20 protein-coding genes are annotated in these 20,628 nt (G+C 62.3%); 6 read left to right on the top strand and 14 right to left on the bottom strand.

Features of this window, described 5'->3' with window-relative positions:
* Positions 1-39 precede the first annotated feature (39 nt).
* From DXT88_RS13745 to DXT88_RS13755, 3 genes are read left to right on the top strand one after another with little or no spacing between them, the layout of a single operon-like run.
* The gene (locus tag DXT88_RS13745) at positions 40-1,443 is read left to right on the top strand and encodes a bifunctional enoyl-CoA hydratase/phosphate acetyltransferase (RefSeq protein ID WP_265214241.1); all 1,404 of its coding nucleotides are present in this window, start codon (positions 40-42) and stop codon (positions 1,441-1,443) included.
* Entirely contained in the window at positions 1,440-2,639 is a 1,200-nt protein-coding gene (locus DXT88_RS13750) for an acetate/propionate family kinase (protein ID WP_265214243.1), read from the top strand. Before DXT88_RS13745 ends, DXT88_RS13750 begins: the two co-directional genes overlap by 4 nt.
* A 38-nt stretch (positions 2,640-2,677) precedes the next feature.
* Positions 2,678-3,151, top strand: a complete 474-nt coding sequence (locus tag DXT88_RS13755) for a universal stress protein (RefSeq protein WP_265214245.1) — start codon at positions 2,678-2,680, stop codon at positions 3,149-3,151.
* Between the two features lie 84 nt (positions 3,152-3,235).
* Here the strand turns inward: DXT88_RS13755 and DXT88_RS13760 are convergent, their stop codons facing one another.
* The 10 genes from DXT88_RS13760 to DXT88_RS13805 form a co-directional block, all read right to left on the bottom strand.
* Positions 3,236-3,799 (bottom strand): hypothetical protein, encoded by a 564-nt coding sequence (locus DXT88_RS13760; RefSeq protein WP_265214247.1) that lies wholly within the window; start codon positions 3,797-3,799, stop codon positions 3,236-3,238.
* Between the two features lie 71 nt (positions 3,800-3,870).
* On the bottom strand, positions 3,871-4,293 hold the full coding sequence (locus DXT88_RS13765) for a bacteriohemerythrin (RefSeq protein WP_016832283.1): 423 nt from the start codon (positions 4,291-4,293) through the stop codon (positions 3,871-3,873).
* 43 nt (positions 4,294-4,336) lie between these two features.
* The gene (gene phbB / locus DXT88_RS13770; RefSeq protein WP_016832282.1) at positions 4,337-5,059 is read right to left on the bottom strand and encodes an acetoacetyl-CoA reductase; all 723 of its coding nucleotides are present in this window, start codon (positions 5,057-5,059) and stop codon (positions 4,337-4,339) included.
* 224 nt (positions 5,060-5,283) lie between these two features.
* Positions 5,284-6,423, bottom strand: a complete 1,140-nt coding sequence (locus tag DXT88_RS13775; protein ID WP_265214250.1) for an osmoprotectant ABC transporter ATP-binding protein OsmV — start codon at positions 6,421-6,423, stop codon at positions 5,284-5,286.
* Complete coding sequence (locus tag DXT88_RS13780) at positions 6,420-7,070, bottom strand: ABC transporter permease (RefSeq protein ID WP_265214252.1); 651 nt, start codon at positions 7,068-7,070, stop codon at positions 6,420-6,422. The genes DXT88_RS13775 and DXT88_RS13780 overlap by 4 nt, the downstream gene beginning before the upstream one ends.
* Before the next feature lie 10 nt (positions 7,071-7,080).
* Positions 7,081-7,983, bottom strand: coding sequence for a glycine betaine ABC transporter substrate-binding protein (locus tag DXT88_RS13785; protein ID WP_265214254.1), 903 nt, complete (start codon positions 7,981-7,983; stop codon positions 7,081-7,083).
* A 17-nt stretch (positions 7,984-8,000) separates the two neighbouring features.
* Positions 8,001-8,726 (bottom strand): ABC transporter permease, encoded by a 726-nt coding sequence (locus tag DXT88_RS13790; RefSeq protein ID WP_265214256.1) that lies wholly within the window; start codon positions 8,724-8,726, stop codon positions 8,001-8,003.
* 409 nt (positions 8,727-9,135) lie between these two features.
* Complete coding sequence (locus tag DXT88_RS13795; protein ID WP_265214258.1) at positions 9,136-9,834, bottom strand: DUF4197 domain-containing protein; 699 nt, start codon at positions 9,832-9,834, stop codon at positions 9,136-9,138.
* A 77-nt stretch (positions 9,835-9,911) separates the two neighbouring features.
* Positions 9,912-11,246: an MFS transporter gene (locus tag DXT88_RS13800; RefSeq protein ID WP_407649344.1), complete on the bottom strand. Its 1,335-nt coding sequence runs from the start codon at positions 11,244-11,246 to the stop codon at positions 9,912-9,914.
* A gap of 222 nt (positions 11,247-11,468) precedes the next feature.
* The gene (locus DXT88_RS13805; protein ID WP_016832274.1) at positions 11,469-12,233 is read right to left on the bottom strand and encodes an AraC family transcriptional regulator; all 765 of its coding nucleotides are present in this window, start codon (positions 12,231-12,233) and stop codon (positions 11,469-11,471) included.
* Between the two features lie 116 nt (positions 12,234-12,349).
* On the opposite strand from DXT88_RS13805, the gene DXT88_RS13810 reads away from it, so the two are divergent.
* The 3 genes from DXT88_RS13810 (at position 12,350) to DXT88_RS13820 (ending at position 15,582) form a co-directional block, all read left to right on the top strand.
* Positions 12,350-13,255 carry a DMT family transporter gene (locus DXT88_RS13810; protein WP_016832273.1) on the top strand — a complete coding sequence of 302 codons (906 nt, stop codon included), beginning with the start codon at positions 12,350-12,352 and terminating at the stop codon, positions 13,253-13,255.
* Positions 13,256-13,310: 55 nt separating this feature from the next.
* Entirely contained in the window at positions 13,311-14,984 is a 1,674-nt protein-coding gene (locus tag DXT88_RS13815) for a 2-isopropylmalate synthase (protein ID WP_265214262.1), read from the top strand.
* 148 nt (positions 14,985-15,132) lie between these two features.
* Positions 15,133-15,582: an NINE protein gene (locus DXT88_RS13820; protein WP_265214263.1), complete on the top strand. Its 450-nt coding sequence runs from the start codon at positions 15,133-15,135 to the stop codon at positions 15,580-15,582.
* A gap of 13 nt (positions 15,583-15,595) precedes the next feature.
* Here DXT88_RS13820 and DXT88_RS13825 read toward each other — a convergent pair whose 3' ends face one another.
* From DXT88_RS13825 to DXT88_RS13840, 4 genes are all read right to left on the bottom strand, one after another.
* Positions 15,596-16,459, bottom strand: coding sequence for a DNA ligase (locus DXT88_RS13825; RefSeq protein WP_265214265.1), 864 nt, complete (start codon positions 16,457-16,459; stop codon positions 15,596-15,598).
* A 56-nt stretch (positions 16,460-16,515) separates the two neighbouring features.
* The gene (locus tag DXT88_RS13830) at positions 16,516-17,841 is read right to left on the bottom strand and encodes a hemolysin family protein (RefSeq protein WP_016832269.1); all 1,326 of its coding nucleotides are present in this window, start codon (positions 17,839-17,841) and stop codon (positions 16,516-16,518) included.
* A 92-nt stretch (positions 17,842-17,933) separates the two neighbouring features.
* A complete protein-coding gene (locus DXT88_RS13835; RefSeq protein ID WP_265214268.1) occupies positions 17,934-19,577 on the bottom strand; it encodes a sulfite reductase subunit alpha in 1,644 nt (547 codons plus the stop codon).
* The gene (locus DXT88_RS13840; RefSeq protein WP_265214270.1) at positions 19,574-20,590 is read right to left on the bottom strand and encodes an FAD:protein FMN transferase; all 1,017 of its coding nucleotides are present in this window, start codon (positions 20,588-20,590) and stop codon (positions 19,574-19,576) included. Before DXT88_RS13840 ends, DXT88_RS13835 begins: the two co-directional genes overlap by 4 nt.
* Between the last annotated feature and the right edge of the window lie 38 nt (positions 20,591-20,628).

Raw genomic sequence — 20,628 nt, forward strand, 5'->3', positions numbered from 1 at the left:
CGCTTCATCCTGACAACGCATTTCCATCCGGAGAACCGCATGCGCAAAGAAGACCTGCTCCTGGTCCAGAATCTCACCTTCGACGAAATCGCCATCGGCGACAGCGCCTCGATAGAGCGCACGCTGACGGCACAGGATATCCAGCTGTTCGCCATCCTGTCAGGCGACGTCAATCCCCAGCATCTGGACGCTGAATTTGCCTCGTCGACCCGGTTTCATGGCGTCATCGCGCATGGCATGCTGGGAGGTGCGCTGATTTCGGCCGTGCTCGGCACCCGCCTGCCCGGCCCGGGAACGGTCTACCTGGGACAGACGCTCAACTTCAGGGCGCCGGCGCGTATCGGTGACAGGCTCACGATCAGCGTGCGCGTCACCGAGCGTCACGAGACCAGCAAACGCCTGTTGCTGGCGTGCTCCTGCATCAACCAGGACGGCGTGACGGTGATCGAGGGCCAAGCCGATGTCATCGCGCCCGTCGAGCGCATTTCGATGCCGCGCACCACCTTGCCCGAAGTGCGGCTCCTTGGCGGCGACGACGGCTTGTTTCGGCTGCTGGAACATGTGCGCCCCATGGGGGCGGTGACGACCGCGGTGGTGCACCCTTGCGACGCGCTGAGCCTGTCCGCCGCCCTGGACGCGCAGGCGGCCGGCCTGATCGTTCCGGTGTTGGTGGCGCCGCGCGCCAGACTCCAGGCGGTCGCCGACGACAACCAGCTGGACATCTCGGCCCTGCGCATCGAGGACGTGCCGCACAGCCATGCCGCCGCGGCACGTGCCGTCGCCCTGGCAGCCGGCGGCGACGTTGCCGCACTGATGAAAGGCAGCCTGCATACCGATGAACTGATGTCGGCGGTGCTGGCCTGCCCCGACATGCGCACCGGCCGACGCCTGAGCCATTGCTTCCTGATGCAGACGCCCAGCTATCCGAGGCCGTTCATCATCACCGACGCCGCCATCAACATCGCCCCGAATCTGGACGAAAAAGCCGACATCATCCGCAACGCCATCGGACTGGCCCAGGCGATCGGCGTGCAGCAGCCGCGCGTGGCGATTCTCGCTGCGGTGGAGACCGTCAATGCGCGCATGGCGGCCACCCTGGACGCCGCCGCCCTCTGCAAGATGGCCGACCGCGGACAGATTAGCGGCGCCATCCTGGACGGTCCGCTGGCGTTCGACAATGCCGTCTCCATCGCAGCGGCGCGCATCAAGGGGATCGTGTCCGAAGTGGCCGGACGCGCTGACATCCTGGTGGTGCCGGATCTGGAAAGCGGCAACATGCTGGCCAAGCAGCTCGAATACCTGGGCGGCGCAGCCAGCGCCGGCATTGTGCTGGGCGCGCGCGTTCCCATCGTCCTGACCAGCCGTGCCGACTCGCGTGAATCCCGCATCGCCTCCTGCGCCATTGCGCTGTTGCTGGCCAATTGCGCGCGGGAGGCGACATGAGCGACTGCATCCTGGTATTGAATTGCGGCTCCTCAAGCATCAAGTTCGCGCTCTTCAATTCGCCGCTTCCGATGCAGCGCACCCCGCTCTGGAGCGGCAAAGCCGACGGCATCACCGGATCTTCGCCGACTTTTTCCGTCTCCGGCCAGGCGACTGAACCGATGCCGGTTGATCGGGATGCGCCCTATCACGCCGCGCTGCTGCGCATCCGCGAGTACACCATTGCCAGGCTGGGCGGGAATCGCATCATCGCCGTAGTGCACCGCGTGGTGCACGGCGGCGCCAAATATTTTGAACCGGTATGCGTCAATCACGACGTGCTTGCCGACCTGCGCAGCTTCATCCCGCTGGCGCCGCTGCACCAGCCGTTTGCGCTGGAGGCGATCGAAAGCTTGCTGCAATCGCGGCCGGAACTGATGCAGATCGCCTGTTTCGATACCGCCTTCCATCACGGCTTGCCGCGTGTCGAGAAGATGCTGCCCATTCCCTACTCGGCCTGGGAACGCGGTCTCCGCCGTTACGGCTTTCACGGCCTGTCGTATGCGTACATGTCCGTCGTGCTGGCGGAACGCCACGGCGATGCTGCCCGCGGCAACACCATCGTCGCCCATCTGGGCAGCGGCGCCAGCTTGTGCGCCATGCAGGACCTGCGCAGCGTCGCGACCACGATGGGATTCTCCGCGCTGGACGGACTGATGATGGGAACCCGCTGCGGATCGGTCGATCCCGGCGTGCTTCTCTATCTGATGGAAACCGAACAGCTTTCCCCGCAACAGCTCGGCCACCTCCTGTACCACGAGTCAGGCCTGCAAGGCATCTCCGGCACGTCCTCGGACCCGCGCGAACTGATCGCGACGGAGGCCGTCGAGCCACGCGCGGCCGACGCGCTGGCGTTATACGTGCGTCGCATCGTACGGGAAATCGGCGCGCTGGCGGCGGTGCTTGGCGGCCTCGACATGCTGGTGTTCACCGCCGGCATCGGCGAGCACAACGCCGAGCTGCGCTCCCGCATTTGCAAGCATCTTGGTTTTCTCGGCCTGAGGCTGGACGACGGCGCCAATGGTGCCGCATCCGCCCTGATCTCATCGCCGCAAAGCCGCGTCGCCGTCGCCGTGGAGCCCACCAACGAGGAATGGATGGCGGCAAGCCTGGCGCAATCGCTGCTGCCCGCAACGTCCGTTCGATACACCGCTTAGTCACCATCGCCAATCACCACTCACCTCAGGAGAACATCATGTACAACACGATTCTTGTCCCCATCGACGGTAGCGTCACCGCCGAATCCGCAGTCGGAGAAGCCCGCGCGCTGGCGGTCTTGTGCAAGGCGCGGGTGCGCTTGCTGCACGTGCTGGACATGACAACGCTAAGCAACGGTTTCGAAGATCCCAACGTCTACATCGCGACCACCAGGCCGCTCGCATTGAAGGAAGCCGAAGACATGCTCGCCCGCACCGCCGCATTGCTGGAAAAGTCCGGGATTACGGTGAACATCGAAATAATGGAGGCCATGGGAGCGCGTGTCGCCGATGTGATCATCGAGCGAGCCGTCACCAACAAGGCCGATCTCATCGTGATCGGGACCCACGGCCGCCGGGGCGTGCATCGCTTCCTCATGGGCAGCGATGCGGAGCAGGTCGCCCGCTTGTCGCCGGTGCCGGTATTGTTGGTCAAGAAAGCCCAGGCCCCGCGTCCGGAGACGACGACCTGAAAATTGACGCACTGTCAAAAAAGCGCGACAGCACCGATAAGAGGAACAATCGATACTGTCGCGCTGCGGGGGAAGGAAAGCGTTTTATTTCCGAGTGCGCGCTTTCACCGCCGGAGCGGCGTCCTTGCCGCTCGCGGCATGCACCAGATCAGTTTCCACGGCATCGATTGCGTTCAAGGCGCTGCTGGTCCATTGTGCATATCCCTTGCTGGCCTGGTCGACCATGTTCTGGAGGAAGGCCATGGCCGGGGCGTTCGATGCAGGCGCGGGGGCAGCGGGCTGTGATCCGGTATTGGCCGCCGCATTCCATGTGGTGGCGGCACGCTGTTGGGCGAACTTGGCCAGGTCGCCCTGCAAGTCCAGCATGATTTTGGTGATTTGCTGGCCGTAGGTGGTGATGTTCTCGAGATCTTGCTTGAGATGACTGGCATCGAGCCATCCGGGAGGGTTTTTGGCGTCCGGCAATTCCAGCTTCTCCGAGCGTTTCGACCAATTGGCGACGCCTTGCTTCCACATGCAAAAATTCAGATCGGCGATACGTAACGCCATGTCGGCGGCATTGCTCGCGACTGCGTTGCACAAGCGCAGCTCGGCGTTGAAGGTGCGCCGGATGTCATCCGGACTTTGCATGGACGGAAAAGAAAACATGGAGAACTCCTTGGTGAACGGCTTTCCTCGGGAAAGCTAGGTGAGATTGACCGAACGGGCCTTGCACCCGCTTACTGCGGAGCGGCCTCGGCATGCTTCACCGGCCGTGCGCCCGCAGCGTTCAGCGCTTTGACCAGCGCCGAATCCATCCTGACCAGATGGTTCAGGAACCATTGGGGAAGCATGTTGAGCACCTGGCGCGGCAGTACGTAATCCCCGCTCATGGCCTTGGGCACGACGTGATGCAAGGTGCTCAGCAACTCCGCATGCTCCTCCCGGTGCACGCGCAGTTCGGGATAGTTTATTTTTTCCATCAACGCCTCTTCTTCCCGGAAATCGTTTTCCAGCAAGGCGACGATGCGCAGCAGACGTGCGGAAAATTCCGGGTCGGGTGCGCTCATGATGTCAGTCAGGTCCTGAATCAGCGCCTTGTGGGCGTTGTCCATCTCGGTGATGCCTAACGACATCTGCGGCGACCATGTCAGTGCTGCCATATCTTCCTCCTGCTTGCATCATGTTCAAAAAAAGTATCCGGCGTCATGCCATGAACTGCCCGCCGTTGGCATCGAAGGTTGCTCCGGTAATGAAGCTTGCGGCGTCATCGGCCAGGAACAGGACCAGGCGGGCGATGTCGCCGCCGTTGCCTAGCCGACCAACGGGGATGCCGGCAACAATTTTGTCCAGCACTTCCTTGGGAACGGCCGCTACCATGTCCGTATCGCAATAACCCGGTGCGATCGCATTGACGGTGATGTTCTTGCGGGCGCTTTCGAGCGCCAGGGATTTGGTGAAACCCAGGATTCCCGCCTTGGCGGCGGCATAGTTGGCTTGCCCGATCTGGCCTCGTTCGCCGTTGACCGAACTGATATTGACGATGCGACCGAAGCCGCGTTCGCGCATGCCCTCGATGGCGTTGCGCGACATGTTGAACACGGATCCCAGGTTGGTGAGGATGACCGCCGACCATTGTTCGGGCGTCATGCGATGCAGCACCGCGTCGCGGGTGATCCCGGCATTGTTCACCAGGATATCGACCGGACCGATTTCCGACTCGACCTGCCGGATGCCTTCGCGGCAAGCCGAAAAATCGGCGACATCCCAGCAAAACACGGGGATGGAGGTCTTTTCCCTGAAGGCTTGCGCAGCGTCGACGTTACTGCGATGCACCGTCGCAACACGATAGCCTGCATCGCGCAAGGCGACGGCAATGGCCGCCCCAAGGCCTCTGGTTCCGCCGGTGACCAATGCAACTCTGTCCATATCGTCCGCTCCTCGCGCAAGCTGAAAGTATTCCGTATGGACAGACTCTATTCCGAAGCGTTTTTTTGTACTTGATCCAAGTCAAAGGAAAAGGACGCGGGTCGAAAAATTCCGGATATTCCAGGACTTGCCAGCACCCACCTGACACCTGAATCGATCTGGCGTCGCGAATGGATGGTGCACGCCGGATCCCGGGCTTTTTCCGCCGTCAACCAGTTAAAATATCAGGCGGCTATCTTCTGGCCGCGCGACTTACCGGAACTCAGGTAGTCGGCAATCGAATCCTGCGTCACTTCCCCAAGATATTTCCCCTCTGCATCGATGACCGGCATCCAGCTGGCGCTGTGCTTGTACATCTTCGACAGCACCACGCGCAGGTTTTCGTCCGGCGTGGCATTGAGGTTGAAAGGCTTGACCTTGTCGCCGCTGACGCCGGCTGTTCCTGTGCTGCGGATATCGCGCCGGCTGACGTAGCCGAGCGCGCGATTGTCGTTGTCGGTGATGGTGAGGTAACGCGCATCCTGGTCGTCCATCAGAGCCATCGCGTCCTGCAACGGCAAGCCCGGACGCGCGGTCGACGGCGTCGTCGCTGCATCGCCCGCGCGCACCAGCAGCAGGCGCTTGAGCGTGTGATCCTGACCGACGAAGGCGCTGACGAAATCATCCTTGGGACGGGCCAGCAAGGTATCCGGATGATCGAACTGCACCAGCTTTCCGGCGCGGAAAATCGCCACCTGGTCGCCCAGCTTGATCGCTTCGTCGATATCGTGGCTGACCATGATCACGGTCTTCTTGAGCTGGCGCTGCATCTGGAAAAACTCGTTCTGGATCGATTCGCGGTTGATCGGATCGACCGCACCGAACGGCTCGTCCATCAGCAGCACCGGCGCATCCGCCGCCAGCGCGCGGATCACGCCGATGCGCTGTTGCTGGCCGCCCGACAGTTCGCGCGGATAGCGCTTGAGGAATTTCGCCGGATCCAGCGCCACCATCGCCATCAGTTCGGTCGCCCGCTCGCGGCAGCGCTTCTTGTCCCAGCCCAGCAGGCGCGGCACGATGGTGATGTTTTCTTCGATCGTCATGTTGGGAAACAGGCCGATCTGCTGGATCACGTAACCGATGTGGCGGCGCAGGCTGACTTCATCGATGCCGGTGGTGTCTTCACCGTTGAGCAGCACGCGGCCGGATGTCGGCGCGATCAGGCGATTGATCATCTTCAGCGTGGTGGTCTTGCCGCAACCGGACGGGCCGAGGAAGACGCATATCTCGCCTTCGGCCACCTTCAGGCTGACCGAGTCGACCGCCTTCACAGGCGTGCCGTCTTTTTGCGTATAGGTTTTGCTGAGTTGTTCGAGTTCTATCATTTTTGCAGTCCTTTCGGAGTCAGAAGTCGTTGCAGGCCTTGCAGCAGCATGTCGGCGACAATCGCCAGCACGCTGATGAGCACGGCGCCCACCACCAGTTTTTGCATGTTGCTCTGGCTGATCGCATGCAGGATCAGCACGCCCAGGCCGCCGGCGCCGATCACGGCGGCGATCGCCATCACGCCGATGTTCATCACCACCGCCGTGCGCACGCCGCCCAGGATCACCGGCAGCGCCAGCGGCAGATCAACCATGCGCAGGCGCTGCCAGAACGTCATGCCGATGCCGATGCCGGCTTCGCGGATGCCGCTGTCGATGTTGTCGAGCGCGAGGAAGGTGTTGCGCATGATCGGCAGCAGCGAGTACAGGAACACCGCGGTGATCGCCGGCAGCGGTCCGATGCCGGCGCCGAATTGCGAGAACACCGGAATCATCAGGCCGAACAGCGCAATCGACGGCAAGGTCAGCACCACCGTGGCCAGACCGAGCAAGGGCGTGGCCAGCCAGCGATGGCGCGTGATGAGGATGCCCAGCGGCACGCCGATGACGATGGCCAAGCTGACGGCGACGCCGACCAGCCGGAGATGCTGCAGCGTCAGGTTGAGGATGTTGCGCCAGTCGCCGGCGAGGTAGTCGATCAGGTTCATGGCCGGCTCCTCAGATCAGTCCCTGCTGCTGCAGGAATTCGGTGACGACCTTGCCGATCGGCTCCTGGTCGATGTCGACGCGCTTGTTCATGTCGGTCATCTTTTCCGTGTCGATGGCGGCGGACAAGGCGTTCAGTTGGTCCGCCAGTTGCGGATGCTCCTGCAACACTTCCTCGCGCACCACGGGTGTCGCCTTGTATGCGGCGAAATAGCCCTTGTTGTCCTCAAGCAGTTTCAGGTTGAAGCCCTTGATGCGACCGTCCGACGAATACGTCAGGCCGACATCGAGCTGCTCGTTGCGCAAGGCGGTGTAGACCAGTCCCGGGTCCATCTGCTTGACTTCGCTGCGGTCGAGCTGGAAGCCGTAGAGCTTCTGCATTGGCTCGAGGCCGTCAGGACGCGACGCGAATTCATAGTCCACGCCCATCAGTTGCGGCTTGCCGCCGGCCTGCTGCTCCTGCGTGATGTGCCGCGCGAGATCTTCCAGCGTGTTGATGCCTTGTTCGTCGGCCAGCTTTTGCGGCATGGCGAAGGCGTAGGTATTGTTGAGGCCGGACTCGTTGAGCCAGACCAGACCGATGTTCCGGTCGAGCTCCTTGACGCGTTGGTAGGTGGCTTCGGCGTCGAGCTTTTCGTCGACATGGTTGTAGACGATCAGCGACGTGCCTGTGTATTCCCACACGACGTCGAGCTGCTTGCTTTCCTGCGCCTTGCGCATGAGCGTCGAGCCGAGGCCGTTCCTGAGATCGACGTCGTAGCCTTTGGCGCGCAGGTACTGCGCAGTCATCGAGGACAGGATCAACTGCTCGGTGAAGTTCTTGCCGCCGACGACCAGCGTGGCGGCCGTCGCTGGCGCCAGCACCGGCAGGCTCAGCGCAAAGACGAACGCACGTAAAAAACAGGATGGTTTCATGATGGTCTCTTTCTTTTTCAAGCCAGGCCGCGACGCGACAGGTACCAGTGCGACAGCAGCGTGACGATCGCGTCCAGCAACAGCGCCAGCAAAGCGGTCGCGGCGGCGCCCAGCAATAGCTGGCCGTGGTTGTTCAGGTAGATGCCGGGGAATATCAATCCGCCCAGGCTTTCTCCGCCGATCAGCATCGACAGCGGCGCGGTGCCGACGTTGATCACCAGCGCCGTGCGGATGCCGCCGACGATGATCGGCAAGGCGTTCGGCAGCTCGACGCGCAGCAGCACCTGATAGGGCTTCATGCCGATGCCTTTGGCGGCTTCGCGCAGCGGCGCCGGCACATTCTTCAGGCCTTCGAAGGTATTGCGCACGATCGGCAGCAGCGAAGCCAGCCACAGCGCCAGGATGGTCGGCCAGTTGCCGATGCCGAAGAAGGCCAGCGCCAACGCCAGCACGGCGATCGATGGAATGGTATTGCCGATGTTGAAGACCTGGATGAAGTACTCGGCGCGGCGCGCCAGCGCCGGTCGGCTCAGCACGACGCCGGCCGGAACGCCGGTGGCGATTGCCAGCAGCATCGACCACGCGACCAACTGCAGATGTTTCCCGGTGTAGTAGATCAGGTCGCTGCGGTATTGCGTGATGACGTCCATCCCGATCCACTGGATCAGGCCGGCGACGGCGAGCACTGAAACGGCTGTGACCGCGGCTGCGCCACCGATGACGTTGCGAAGACTTCGCGTCATGGTTCCCCCTGTGTGGCCGCCATGGTCGAGATCAATGAAATGCCGATATCGAAACCGCGACAGCGCTTTGACTATTTGTAGTGGTTCGTTGCCCTCGCAGGGCTAATCGTTTGGATACGAACCTGTGCTGCCGAGGCAGCGATGAAATCGATCGCGCGAACGCGTAATCGACGATGTATGCATCCGGCGACAGTAAATCGGCATGCCGGACAACGAGACGATCCAAGAGCGGATCAGGAATTACTTAGTAGTTGAACAAGTGTTGTCGCTAGGACAGACGGTAGTATAACCGACTTGCTTAATGAAGTCCAGAAATGACAATTCAAGAAGTCATAACCGGCGCATCTTTAGAAACGAAAAACCGGCCAAAAAGGCCGGTTTTCAAAGGATTTTCGGACAAAACCGCCGCTTATTTGAGCGCTCCGAACACCTTGCCGATGATCGCGCTGCCGGCGCCGATCGGATCGGCGCGGATCGCCTTCTCTTCTTCGCCGATCATGTAGAACAAACCGTCCAGCGAACGCTGCGTGACATAGCCTTCAACCGTGGCCTGGTCGCCCGATACCAGCCCGGTTTTGGCAACCTGGCCCATGGTGCCGTTGTACTTGGCGGAAAGACCGTTTTTATCGGTGATCTTCTTGACGATGGGGAGGAATTTTTCACCGAGCGGCGTGGCGGTCTTCTGGCGGAAGAAATCGGTCACCGAAGTCTCGCCGCCGGACAAGATGTTCTTGGCGTCGCTGACCGACATCGACTTGACCGCATTGATCAGCAGCGGCTTGGCCAGCGGCACGGCCGATTCGGCGGCGCGATTCATCGACACCACCAGGTCATCCAGCTTCTGGCCCTGGCCGGTCATCTTCAGCAGCGGCATGGCTTGCTGCAACGGGCCCGGCAACTGGATCTTGACCTTGTCGTTGTTGAGGAAACCGTTCTCCACGCCGAGCTTGGACACGGCGACATTGGCGCCCTTCTCCAGCGCCGCCTTCAGGCCGCTGGTGGCGTCCTGGTTGCTGAGATCGGACAGCGACAACGCAAACGCCAGCGTGCTGGTCAGCACCAGGGCTGCAGCGATGGGAGCGTGTTTGAATTTCTTGAGGGGCAGCATGGGGACTCCGGAGGAAGAAGACGCGCCATCATAATACGCGCCTTGCGGCCTGCCTAGCGAAGCCCGTCGGTTTTATCTCACTTGCCGCTGCTGTGGCTGCGGGTAAGTTCCATGCCGGCGTTCTTCGGCAAGCGCGCCGTCACCGGCACCGACGCCACCGAGAACAGGCCCACCACCAGGAATGCCGGCCAGAAATCGGCTTCGACGATGGTCGCGTGGCCTTGCAGATAATTCGAGATTTGCAGCACCAGGCCGGCGATGGTCACGCCCATGCCCAGCGACAGTTGTTGCACCACGCTGGCCAGGCTGGTGGCGCGGCCGGCGTCGCGATTGCTGATGTCGGCGTAGGCGATCGAGTTGAGGCAGGTGAATTGCAGCGACGGAAAGAAGCCGCCCATCAACACCACCAGCAGCATCACGTAGTAAGGCGTGTGCGACGAGAAGATGCCGTACGACGCGATCGCCATGCCGGCGAACACCGCATTGACCATCAACACCGTGCGGAAGCCGTAACGGCGCAACACCATCGCCGCCAGCGCCTTCATGAACATCGCGCCGAAAGCCGAGGCGCAGGTGATCGTACCGGCCTCGAACGGATTGAGTCCGAGGCCTTCCTGCAAGGCCAGCGGCAGCAGGAACGGCACCGCGCCGAGACCGACGCGGAACAGCGAACCGCCGAGCACGCTGGCGCGCAAGGTCGGGATCTTCAACAGACGCAGATCGAGCAAGGGATACTCGCTGCGCATGGCGTGGCGGAAATAGAAGAACAAGGCCACCGAGCCGGCCACGCACATGACGATCGGCCACGCCTGCGGCACCAGATGGTTGCCGATCAGCGAAAAGCCCAGCATCGCCACGCCGCCGCAGGCTGTCAGCAGGAAGCCCTTCACGTCCAGCGGCGCCGGATCTTCTTCACGGAAGTTCTGGATATAACGCCCGGCCAGATACAGGCCGAGGATGCAGATCGGGATGTTGATCAGGAAAATCCAGCGCCAATGGAAATACGTCGTGATGAAGCCGCCCAGCGGCGGTCCGATTACCGGTCCCATCAGTGACGGCAGGGTCAGGTAGCTGATGGCCTTGACGAGCTCGGCCTTGGACACCGAACGCACGATGATGATGCGTCCCACCGGCACCATCATGGCGCCGCCGATGCCTTGCAGGAAGCGCGCCGCGACGAAGGTCAGCAGCGAATCCGACAGGGCGCACAGGATCGAGCCGGTCATGAAGGTGATCATCGCCGAACGGAAAATCGTGCGCGCGCCGACCTTGTCCGCGACCCAGCCGGAAATCGGGATGAACACGCCGAGGCTGACCACGTAGGAGGTCAGCGCCAGTTTCAGGGTGATCGGATCCTGGCCGAGATCGCGCGCGAGCGCAGGCAAGGAAGTGGCGATGACGGTGACGTCCATGTTTTCCATGAACAGCGCACAGCCGACGATGAGCGGAACGATAAGCGAGGGGGACACGATGATGCGGTACGACAGGAAAGTGTTCGGGCTGTTTCGGCGGGCGTTGTAGCCGGATGCGTGCTTCTGACAGCCTTCTAAGGTGCGGCAAGTTTACACCACTTGCGGGTTGTGCGTTGCAGCGCGGAAATAAGCAGTTCGCCGGCACGCATGCGCCAACAAGAATCAGCGGAAAAACCGACTCGGCGCTATCCCGAAATGTTTCTTGAACATCGCTGCGAATGCACTCTGACTGGTGTAACCATGATCAAGCGCGACGTCGATGATCTTGTCGCCGCGCGCCAGGTTTTCCAACGCCAGCAACAGCCGCGCCTGCTGCCGCCAGTGACTGAAACGCATGCCGGTTTCGCGCAGGAACAAACGATGGAAGGTGCGCGTGGCGATGCCCAGCTGCTGCGCATGCATGTCCACCGTGGCGTCGTCATCGGGCTGCGCCATCAGCGCCTCGCAGATCACGCGCAAACCGCGATCCGCCGGCAGCGGCAGGTACAGCGGCAGCACCGGCACCGAGCGCAGCTCATGCACCAGCAGGCGCAACAAGTGCCAGTCGCGGCCATCGGCAACCAGCGCCGGCCCGATACCGACAGCAGCGACGATCAGCTCACGCAGCAAGGGCGGGATGTCCAGCACGCAATTCTCCTGCGGCATGTTCGGCAACTCCTGCATGTTGACGAACACGGTACGCATCTTGACGTCGCCGCGCATACGCACCTGATGGTCGACTTCAGGCTGCAGCCAGACGCCGCGCGTGGGCGGCACCACCCAGCGGCCTTCGGCGGTTTCCACCACCAACACACCCTCGATGGCGTACAGCAGTTGCGCATAGGCGTGCCGGTGCAGCTCGATCACATGACCGTGCGGGTAGTCGATCGCCAGCGCCGCAGCGGGGGCATTGGCGTTGATCATGTGGTGGTAATTGGAGGTGTCCATGCAATCTGCTCCTGAATTGTCACTTTTGCGACAACTCCGGGCATGTTAGCACGCGACGGACTTGGCGATCCGCAGCAAGATGGGGGCAATTCCTCATCCACACGACCCAAACCGCCATGCCATTGCGCTCTTACCTTTATCCGTTCCTCGCCATCGTGCTGTGGGCCGGCAACGTCATCGTTTCGAAAATGGCGGCCTCGGCCATCTCGCCGACCGCCATCACCTTCTATCGCCTGATCCTGGTGCTGCTGCTCATGAGTCCGTTCATGCTGCGTCCGCTGTGGCGCAATCGCGCCCAGATCCGGCGCCACTGGTGGCAACTGGGATTGTCCGGGCTGCTGGCGATGGCGCTGTTTCAGAGCCTGTCCTACCGCGCAGCCGAGAGCACCACCGCCACCAACATGGCCATCGTCACTGCACTGATTCCGCTGCTGACGGCGCTGCTGAGCGTCATCGTGCTGGGCGAAGCGATCACGGTCGGCATGGCCGTGGGCGGCCTGCTGTCGTTCACAGGTTTGCTGTATCTGGTCGGACACGGCGACCTTGGCGCGGCGATGCGTGAAGGTGTGCACCTGGGCGATGCGCTGATGTTGCTGGCGGCGTTCTCTTATGCGTTGTACGGCGTGCTGCTGCGTCGCTGGAAAATGAATGTACCGGTCTGGCAGGCAGTGTACGTGCAAGCCGTCGCGGCGCTCGTGCTGATGTTGCCGCAGTTCCTGCTCCTGCCGGCCGGTACGGCGGCGCTGGATGCACGTACGCTGCCGCTGATCGCCTATTCCGGTATCGGCTCGTCGATCCTGTTGTCCTTCCTGTGGATCGAAGGTGTCAAGAAACTCGGCCCGAATCGCTGCAGCATTTTCATCAACCTGCTGCCGGTGCTGACGGCGCTGTTCGCCATCCTCTGGCTCAATGAAAGCATGCATGCCTATCACCTCATCGGCGGGGGTGTCAGCCTGGCCGGGGTGCTGCTGACGCAGATCGTGCAACGGCCCTTGTTCGGCGCACGCGTGGGGTTTCGCTGATTCAGCGCTGATTCAGCCCGCATCATTCCGACCTTCATTTTCGCAGACTGACATCATGATTGCTCATTCCCGCACCAAATACCCTCACCCTCCGACCGTCGACCTGCCCGATCGCCAATGGCCGTCACGCACCATCGGGAAAGCGCCGATCTGGCTTTCGACCGATCTGCGCGACGGCAACCAGGCCTTGTTCGAACCGATGAACGCCGAACGCAAACTGACCTTGTTCCATGAACTCGTCAGGCTCGGCTTCAAGGAAATCGAAGTCGGCTTCCCCGCCGGTTCGCAAACCGATTTCGACGTCGTGCGCACGCTGATCACCGACAAACATATTCCCGCCGACGTCACGCCCATGGTCATGACGCAATTGCGTGGAGAGCAGATCGTGCGCACCGTCGAATCGCTGCAAGGGGCGCCGCGCGCCATCGTGCATTTCTACAACGCGGTGGCGCCGCTGTGGCGTGAAGTGGTGTTCGGCCTCAGCGTGCCGCAGGTGATGCAACTGATCGAGCGCAACGTGCGCCTGCTCAAGGACCTGACCGCGCAACATCCGGAAACCGAATGGATCTTGCAATACTCGCCCGAGACTTTTTGCATGGCCGAGCTCGAGGTCTCGCTGCAAGCCTGCCGCGTCGCCATCGAAACCTGGGACGCCGGACCGGGCCGGTCCATCATCATCAACCTGCCGACCACGGTGGAAGTCAGCACGCCCAACGTCTTCGCCGACCAGATCGAGTGGATGCATCGCCGCTTGCCGCGCCGCGAGCATGTCGTGTTGTCGGTGCATCCGCACAACGATCGCGGCACCGGCGTGGCTTGCGCGGAACAGGCGCTGCTGGCCGGCGCGCAACGCGTCGAAGGCTGCCTGTTCGGCAACGGCGAGCGCAGCGGCAATCTCGACGTGGTGACGCTGGCGTTGAACCTGTACACCAACGGCATCGATCCGCAGCTCGATTTCTCCGACATCGCCGCGGTTGCGCGCGTGGCTGAAAACTGCACCGCCCTGCCCATCCACCCGCGCCATCCCTACGTCGGCGATCTGGTGTTCACGGCGTTCTCCGGCTCGCACCAGGACGCCATCAGGAAAGGCTTCGCGGCGCAGAAACCGGACGGTTTGTGGCGCGTTCCTTATCTGCCGATCGACCCGCAGGACATCGGCCGCACCTACGACAGCATCGTGCGCGTCAACAGCCAGTCGGGCAAAGGCGGCATCGCCTTCCTGCTTGAACGCGATCACGGCATCGTCATGCCGCGCCGCATGCAGGTGGAGTTCAGCGCCATCGTGCAAAAGCACGCCGACGCCAGCGAAACCGAAATCAGCAGCGCCGCCTTGTGGGAACTGTTCGAGCGGACCTATCTCGCCTCGCCCCGGCAAGACGGCCGCGTGCGCTACCTCAGTCATCAACTGAGCAACCCGGGCGCGGCCCAGGATATCGCGCTTGAACTGACTGTCAGCGGTGTCGCGATCCGGTTGAACGGCAGCGGCAACGGCCCCATCGCCGCCACGGTGGACGCCTTGCGCAGCCGGCTGACGGGACTGGAAGGCTTGCGCATCGACAGCTATGAAGAGCGCAGCATCGGCAGCGGCGCCCAGGCCCAGGCATGGGCCATCGTCGAGGCTGCGTCGCCGGGCGTGGCCGGCACGCGCTTCGGCGCGGCGCGCCACGTCAACATCGTGACGGCGTCGATCCTTGCGGTCCTCAGCGCCGCCAATCGCCTGCAATCCTGACGAGGACGGCGCCGTCCCGGGCTTGCTCCGGGCGGCGCCTGCTCAGGAACTAATCCGGTTTCCCACTCGTCAACACAATGACGGCAAGGGGTAAGCCATTCGCGCACCATTCGCTTGCCGCCGGATAATTTCAACGAGAGGAAACTGCATGAGCATGAACACAAACGCGGTCCCCCAAGCCGGTTCCGGCATTCCCGTCCACGACACCCACAGCAAGACCATCGGTTACCTGCTGTGGATTTTCGGTTTCACCGGCGCCCATCGGTTCTACTATGGCAAACCGCTGACCGGCACCATCTGGTTCTTCACGCTGGGCCTGCTGGGCATCGGCTGGATCATCGACCTGTTCCTGATCCCCGCCATGGACAGGGAGGCCGACCAGCGCTTCAGCGGCGGCGCCATCAATTACTCGGTGGCATGGCTGCTGCTGACCTTCCTCGGCTTCTTCGGCGTGCATCGCATGTACATGGGGAAATGGGTCAGCGGCATCATCTACCTGTGCACCGGCGGCCTGTTCCTGATCGGCGTGCTGTACGACTTCTGGACGCTCAATACGCAGATTTCCGAACGCAACCATGCGTCCGGCCTGCGCAGCTGATCACCGCAGTTAATCACTCTTCCCGCACGCGCATGAACACGGCAAAGCGCGGAATGCCGCTATCGTTGAAGCCGCGATAGCGGTACGTCACCAGCGCGCCGATGGGCGGCGGATCGCGACGCTGGGCATCGCTCAGGCCGCTGCCGAGTTTGAAGCGGACGCCTTCCGGCGTCTCCACCTGCAAGGCGCCGAGCATGCCGGCGTACTTTCCCTTGCCGGGAAGATGTCCGGTCACGCGGGCTTCGGTATCTTCATACGGTTTGAATTTGAGCAGGTCGTCGTTGCGCTCGGCGCGGTACAGCGACGAGCCGCGATGCAGCATCAGACCTTCGCCGCCTTGCGCAACGGTGCGATCCAGCAGCACCTGCAAGGCGGCATGATCGGCGACCTTGCGTTGCTCCACCGCTTGCACCCAGGGCAGGTTCATCTTTTGGACGGTGCTGCGCGTCGCGCGCAGGCGTACTGTGAAATCCCCCGCCTGGCCGGGCATGTCAAACACCATGAAACGCATCTTGCTCCAGGCCTTGTCGTCGGGCGTCTGCTGGCGCACTGTCGACACTGCTTGCTGGAAGCCGCCGCGTCCTGCCCACAACTCCCCATCCAGCGCCATGGCCGGCCAACCCGCGAGGAACCAGGCCGGCGCGTGGATCGTTTCGCCACCGCGTGTGAGCAGGCGGCGGCCGTCCCACAAGGCGCGCACACCGTCATATTTTTCGCTGACCCAATAGTCATCGAGCGCGATGCCCGGACGGTAGATGTTGGCCAGCATGACCGGCGCACGTTCAGCTGCCGCGCCGGCCTGCAGGGAACAGAGAAACAGAAGGAAAAAACAAAGACGACGCAAATGCGCGCCAAAGATGGATGTAACGTGCTGCATGAGGCTCCTTCAATGCGAGAAACCCCTCCCCTGTGAATGAAACCCGGCCGGTCCGATCAGACTTTTTCTTGTTCGGGCTTGTCGCTTTTGTCCGCCTTGTAGCGCGTCACCAGCAGCTGGTTGATGCGGTTGCCTTCGATGTCGACTACTTCAAACTTGTATTCGGAGAACAGCGCGAAATCGGTTTTCTTGGGGATCTTTCGCAGCATGTACATGATGAAGCCGGCCAGCGTTTCGTATCCCATCGGATTCGGATAATCGTCGATGTCGAGCGCGTTCATGACTTCGGCCAGCGGCGTAAGGCCGTCCATGAGCCAGGAATTCTCGTCGCGCTTGACGATCTGCTGTTCTTCCGAGGACAGGTTCAGCAGATTGCCCATCAGCACGCTGGTGACGTCGGTGATGCTGATGATGCCGACCACCAGTGCGTATTCGTTGACCACGATTGCGAGGTCTTCATCGACCGCCTTCATGCGCTCCAGTACTTCCCACAGGTTGAGGCTGTCGGGGATCGACAGCGGCACGTGGATCAGCCCCTTGTCCTGCAACGAAAACTGCTCGCCCTTGAGCAGGCGCTTGAGCACGTCCTTGCTGTCGATGTAGCCGAGCACGTCGTCGATGTTGTTTTCACAGACCAGGAAACGCGAATGCGGATGGTCGATGATTTTCTGGCGCAGCATTTCCTCGGTGTCGGTGATCAGGAAGTAGACGATGCTCTCGCGCTGGGTCATGGCCGAGGGCACGTAGCGGCTTTCGAGCTCGAACACGTTTTCGATCAGGTGATGTTCCTGGCGCAGCAGCGCGCCGGCTTGTGCGCCGGCGTCGACGATGGCGTGGATTTCATTGGGCGTGATCACGTCATGGCGCACCTGCGGCAGGCCGAACAGGGTGAAGAACATTTTCGACAAGCCGTTGAAGAACCAGATCAGCGGCTTGAACAAACGCTCCAGCATCAGCATCGGGGTGACCAGCACAATCGCCGCGCGCTCCGGCGCCAGCATTGCCAGGCGCTTGGGCATCAGGTCGGCGAACAGGATGAAGAACGAGGTGACCAGCAGGAAGGAAATCGAGAAGCTGACGGTTTCCAGCATCGGTCCCTGGTAGAAGTTGCCGACCAGGCCGGCCATATGCGGCGTCAGTGCCGGCTCGCCGATCACGCCGCCGAGGATGGCGACCGCATTCAGGCCGATTTGCACTACCGTGAAAAAATTGCCCGGCTGTGCCTGCAAAGCCAGTACCCGCAAAGCGTTGGCGTCGCCTTCCTTGGCCAGCATTTCGAGCCGGATCTTGCGCGACGCCGCCAGGGAAATTTCGGCGCAGGACAAGAATGCGCTGATGACCACGAGCAAGAGGATCAATAAAAAACTGGCGAAAAAACTCATTTTTCCATCTCTTGAAGTCGCTATGCGCCCATTCTCGCCTGCCGCGGGCGAAAAGTACACCCGCGCAACATCCGGCTGCGTGTGCCTCGACCTCAATAGACGTCACGGCGATAGCGGCCGTGCGCGGCCATGGCCTCCAGTGTTTCTTCTCCGAATGTGTCGAGCAGGACCTGCGCCACGCCCGCTGCCATGCCTTCCAGGCTGCCGCAGACATAGATCGCTGCACCGTCGTCAACCCAGCGCAGCAGCTCGTCCCGGGACTCGCGCAGCTTGTCCTGTACATAGATGCGTTCGGCCTGGTCGCGTGAGAACGCCAGGTCGAGTCGCTGCAGTTTGCCTTGCGCCAGCCAGCGTTCGACTTCTTCGCGATGGAAGAAATCCCGCTGCGCCGATCGCTCGCCGAACAACAGCCAGTTGCGATGCCGGCCGGCGGCGATGCGCGCCCTCATGTGCGCGCGCAAACCGGCCAGGCCGGTGCCGTTGCCGATCAGGATCAGCGGCACGTCGGACGCAGGAGGATGGAAACTGCGATTTTCCCGCACGCGCAGATCGATTTCGCCGCCTTCGGCCAGATGCGCCGTCAACCAGCCGGAACCAAGGCCGAGGCTACCATCGGTTAGCACGGTCTGGCGCACCAGCAATTCCAGTTGGCCGTCCTGCGGCAGCGAGGCAATGGAATATTCCCGATGCGGCAAGGGACGCAATTGCCCGACCAGTGTTTGCGGCGTCAGTGCGCCCAATGCCGTCAAGGCTTGCAGGTCGTCGGGCAGCAAACGGCGCGACAGCAATTCGTTCAGGGAAGTCTGGCGCGTCTCGTCGCGTACGGCCTGAAGTCCGTCCATCTGCAATGCATCGAGCAGCGCAGCGACTTTCCCAGGCGCATTGCGCGGGCCGATCTCGGCGATATCGCCGGCTTGCCACGACATGCCTTGCCCGGCGTCCGCAGGTCTCAGAGCAAGATGGAAAGCCGGCGCACCAAGGCTGCCCGGATTGAGCAGGCGACGCTGGGTCAGCAACCAGCGTTCATACACCGGTGCGCTCCAGTCGGCCATCCCGGTATGGCCGCTCAATACACCGAGGTGATGCTGCCAGTGGCGCAAGGCGCCGTTGTCGCCGGCGTCGACTTCGATCGTATCGAACAAACTTTGTGCGCCATGGCCATGCAGCCAGACATCAAGCGCATGGCCGAACGCGCAGTAGCGGCCATAGCTGCGGTCGCCCAGCGCCAGCACGCCGTAGCGCAAACGTTCGAAGCGTCCCGGCCGTCCCATTACCTTGCGCGCAAAACCGGCGGCGCTATCGGGCGCATCGCCCTCACCCGTAGTGCTGACCACGAACAGAATGCGCTGCGTCGACTGCAACTGCGCCAGATCCAGCCGGCCCAGTTCGCACAGGCGCACCGCCACGCCCGCGGCCTGCAGCGACTGTGCAGTCTGCAGCGCCAGCTGTTCCGCAAATCCGGTCTGACTGGCAAACGCCACCACGGTGGTGTCCTCGTCCGCAGCTGCACCATCGGCATCCCAGCGTGCAAGGGCTTGCTGCTTGCGGCGATGCCCGGCGAAGACGACAAAACAGAATACGCAGTAAAACAGCAGCACCAGCGCCGCGGCAAACACGCGTCCGGCCCCGCCTTCAAGCAACTGCATTTGCGCCGCCGCAACCGTCGCGCCGACCGCGCAAGCCAGGCCGAGCAAACCCGGCCGCGGAAAAAAATCGGCGATCGCGCGCTGACTCATGACAGCATCGCCTGCATCGCCGGCGTCATGCTTTCGCGGAAACCGGCGCCGTCGCGGCGCACGAACAGCGCCGCCAGGCCGACCTCCAGCGCAAGCGCCAGGCCGTCTTCATCACCGAGCACCATGAGCGCGGTGGCCCAGGCGTCGGCGGTCATGCAATCGGCGTGCAGCACCGTCACCGAAGCCAGTGCGTGTGCAATCGGCTGGGCCGTGCGCGGATCGATGGTGTGGGAATAGCGCGTACCTGCATGTTCAAAATAACGCCGGTAGTCGCCCGAGGTCGCCAACGCCAGGTCGTGCAAGGCAACGACGCTCTGCATTCCAGGCTCGCTGCCGGTCGGCGCAGGCGGCTGCTCCAGGCCGACCCACCACGGCTGGCCGTCGGCCTTGACGCCGTGGCCGCGCAACTCGCCGCCGACTTCAACCAGGTGACTGGATACGCCGATGCCGCGCAAATGCTCGGCTACCAGATCGACCGCGTAGCCTTTGGCAATCGAAGAAAAATCCAGGTACAAGCCGCCCGGCTGCAGCAAGGCATTGCACGCCCGGTCAATGCGCACACGCTGCCAGCCGCAACGTGCCTGCGCCTGCGCCAGCGCAGCCGCATCGGGCGCTTCCGACCGGACGGGATCCGGACCGAATCCCCACAAGTTGACCAGCGGCCCGATGCTGGGATCGTAGGCGCCGCCGCTGCGTTCGGCCACATCGAGTGCGCAATCCAGCACACGCAGGAAATGCACCGGCGGCACCGGCAATGCTTGCCAGCTGCCGGCTTCGGACTGGTTGTACCGGCTCAGGTCCGAGCTCGCGCTCCAGGTACTCATCTGCGCAATCACCAGATCAAGCTGTTGCTGAATACCGTCGCGGATCATCTCCAGGGCAAGGTGCGGAGGACGGATCAGCTTGACCGACCAGGACGTGCCCATGGTCTGTCCACCGAGGCTCTCGGTCGGCGCATCGGCGGGAACCGGATCGGGCTGAGACAGGCTTAACGGGATAAAGACGCGGTTCATGAAGAATGAAAAATTCGGTTCCAGAAAGAGAAAGCCGC

Source organism: Herbaspirillum lusitanum (assembly GCF_026127345.1).
GTDB lineage: Bacteria > Pseudomonadota > Gammaproteobacteria > Burkholderiales > Burkholderiaceae_D > Herbaspirillum > Herbaspirillum lusitanum.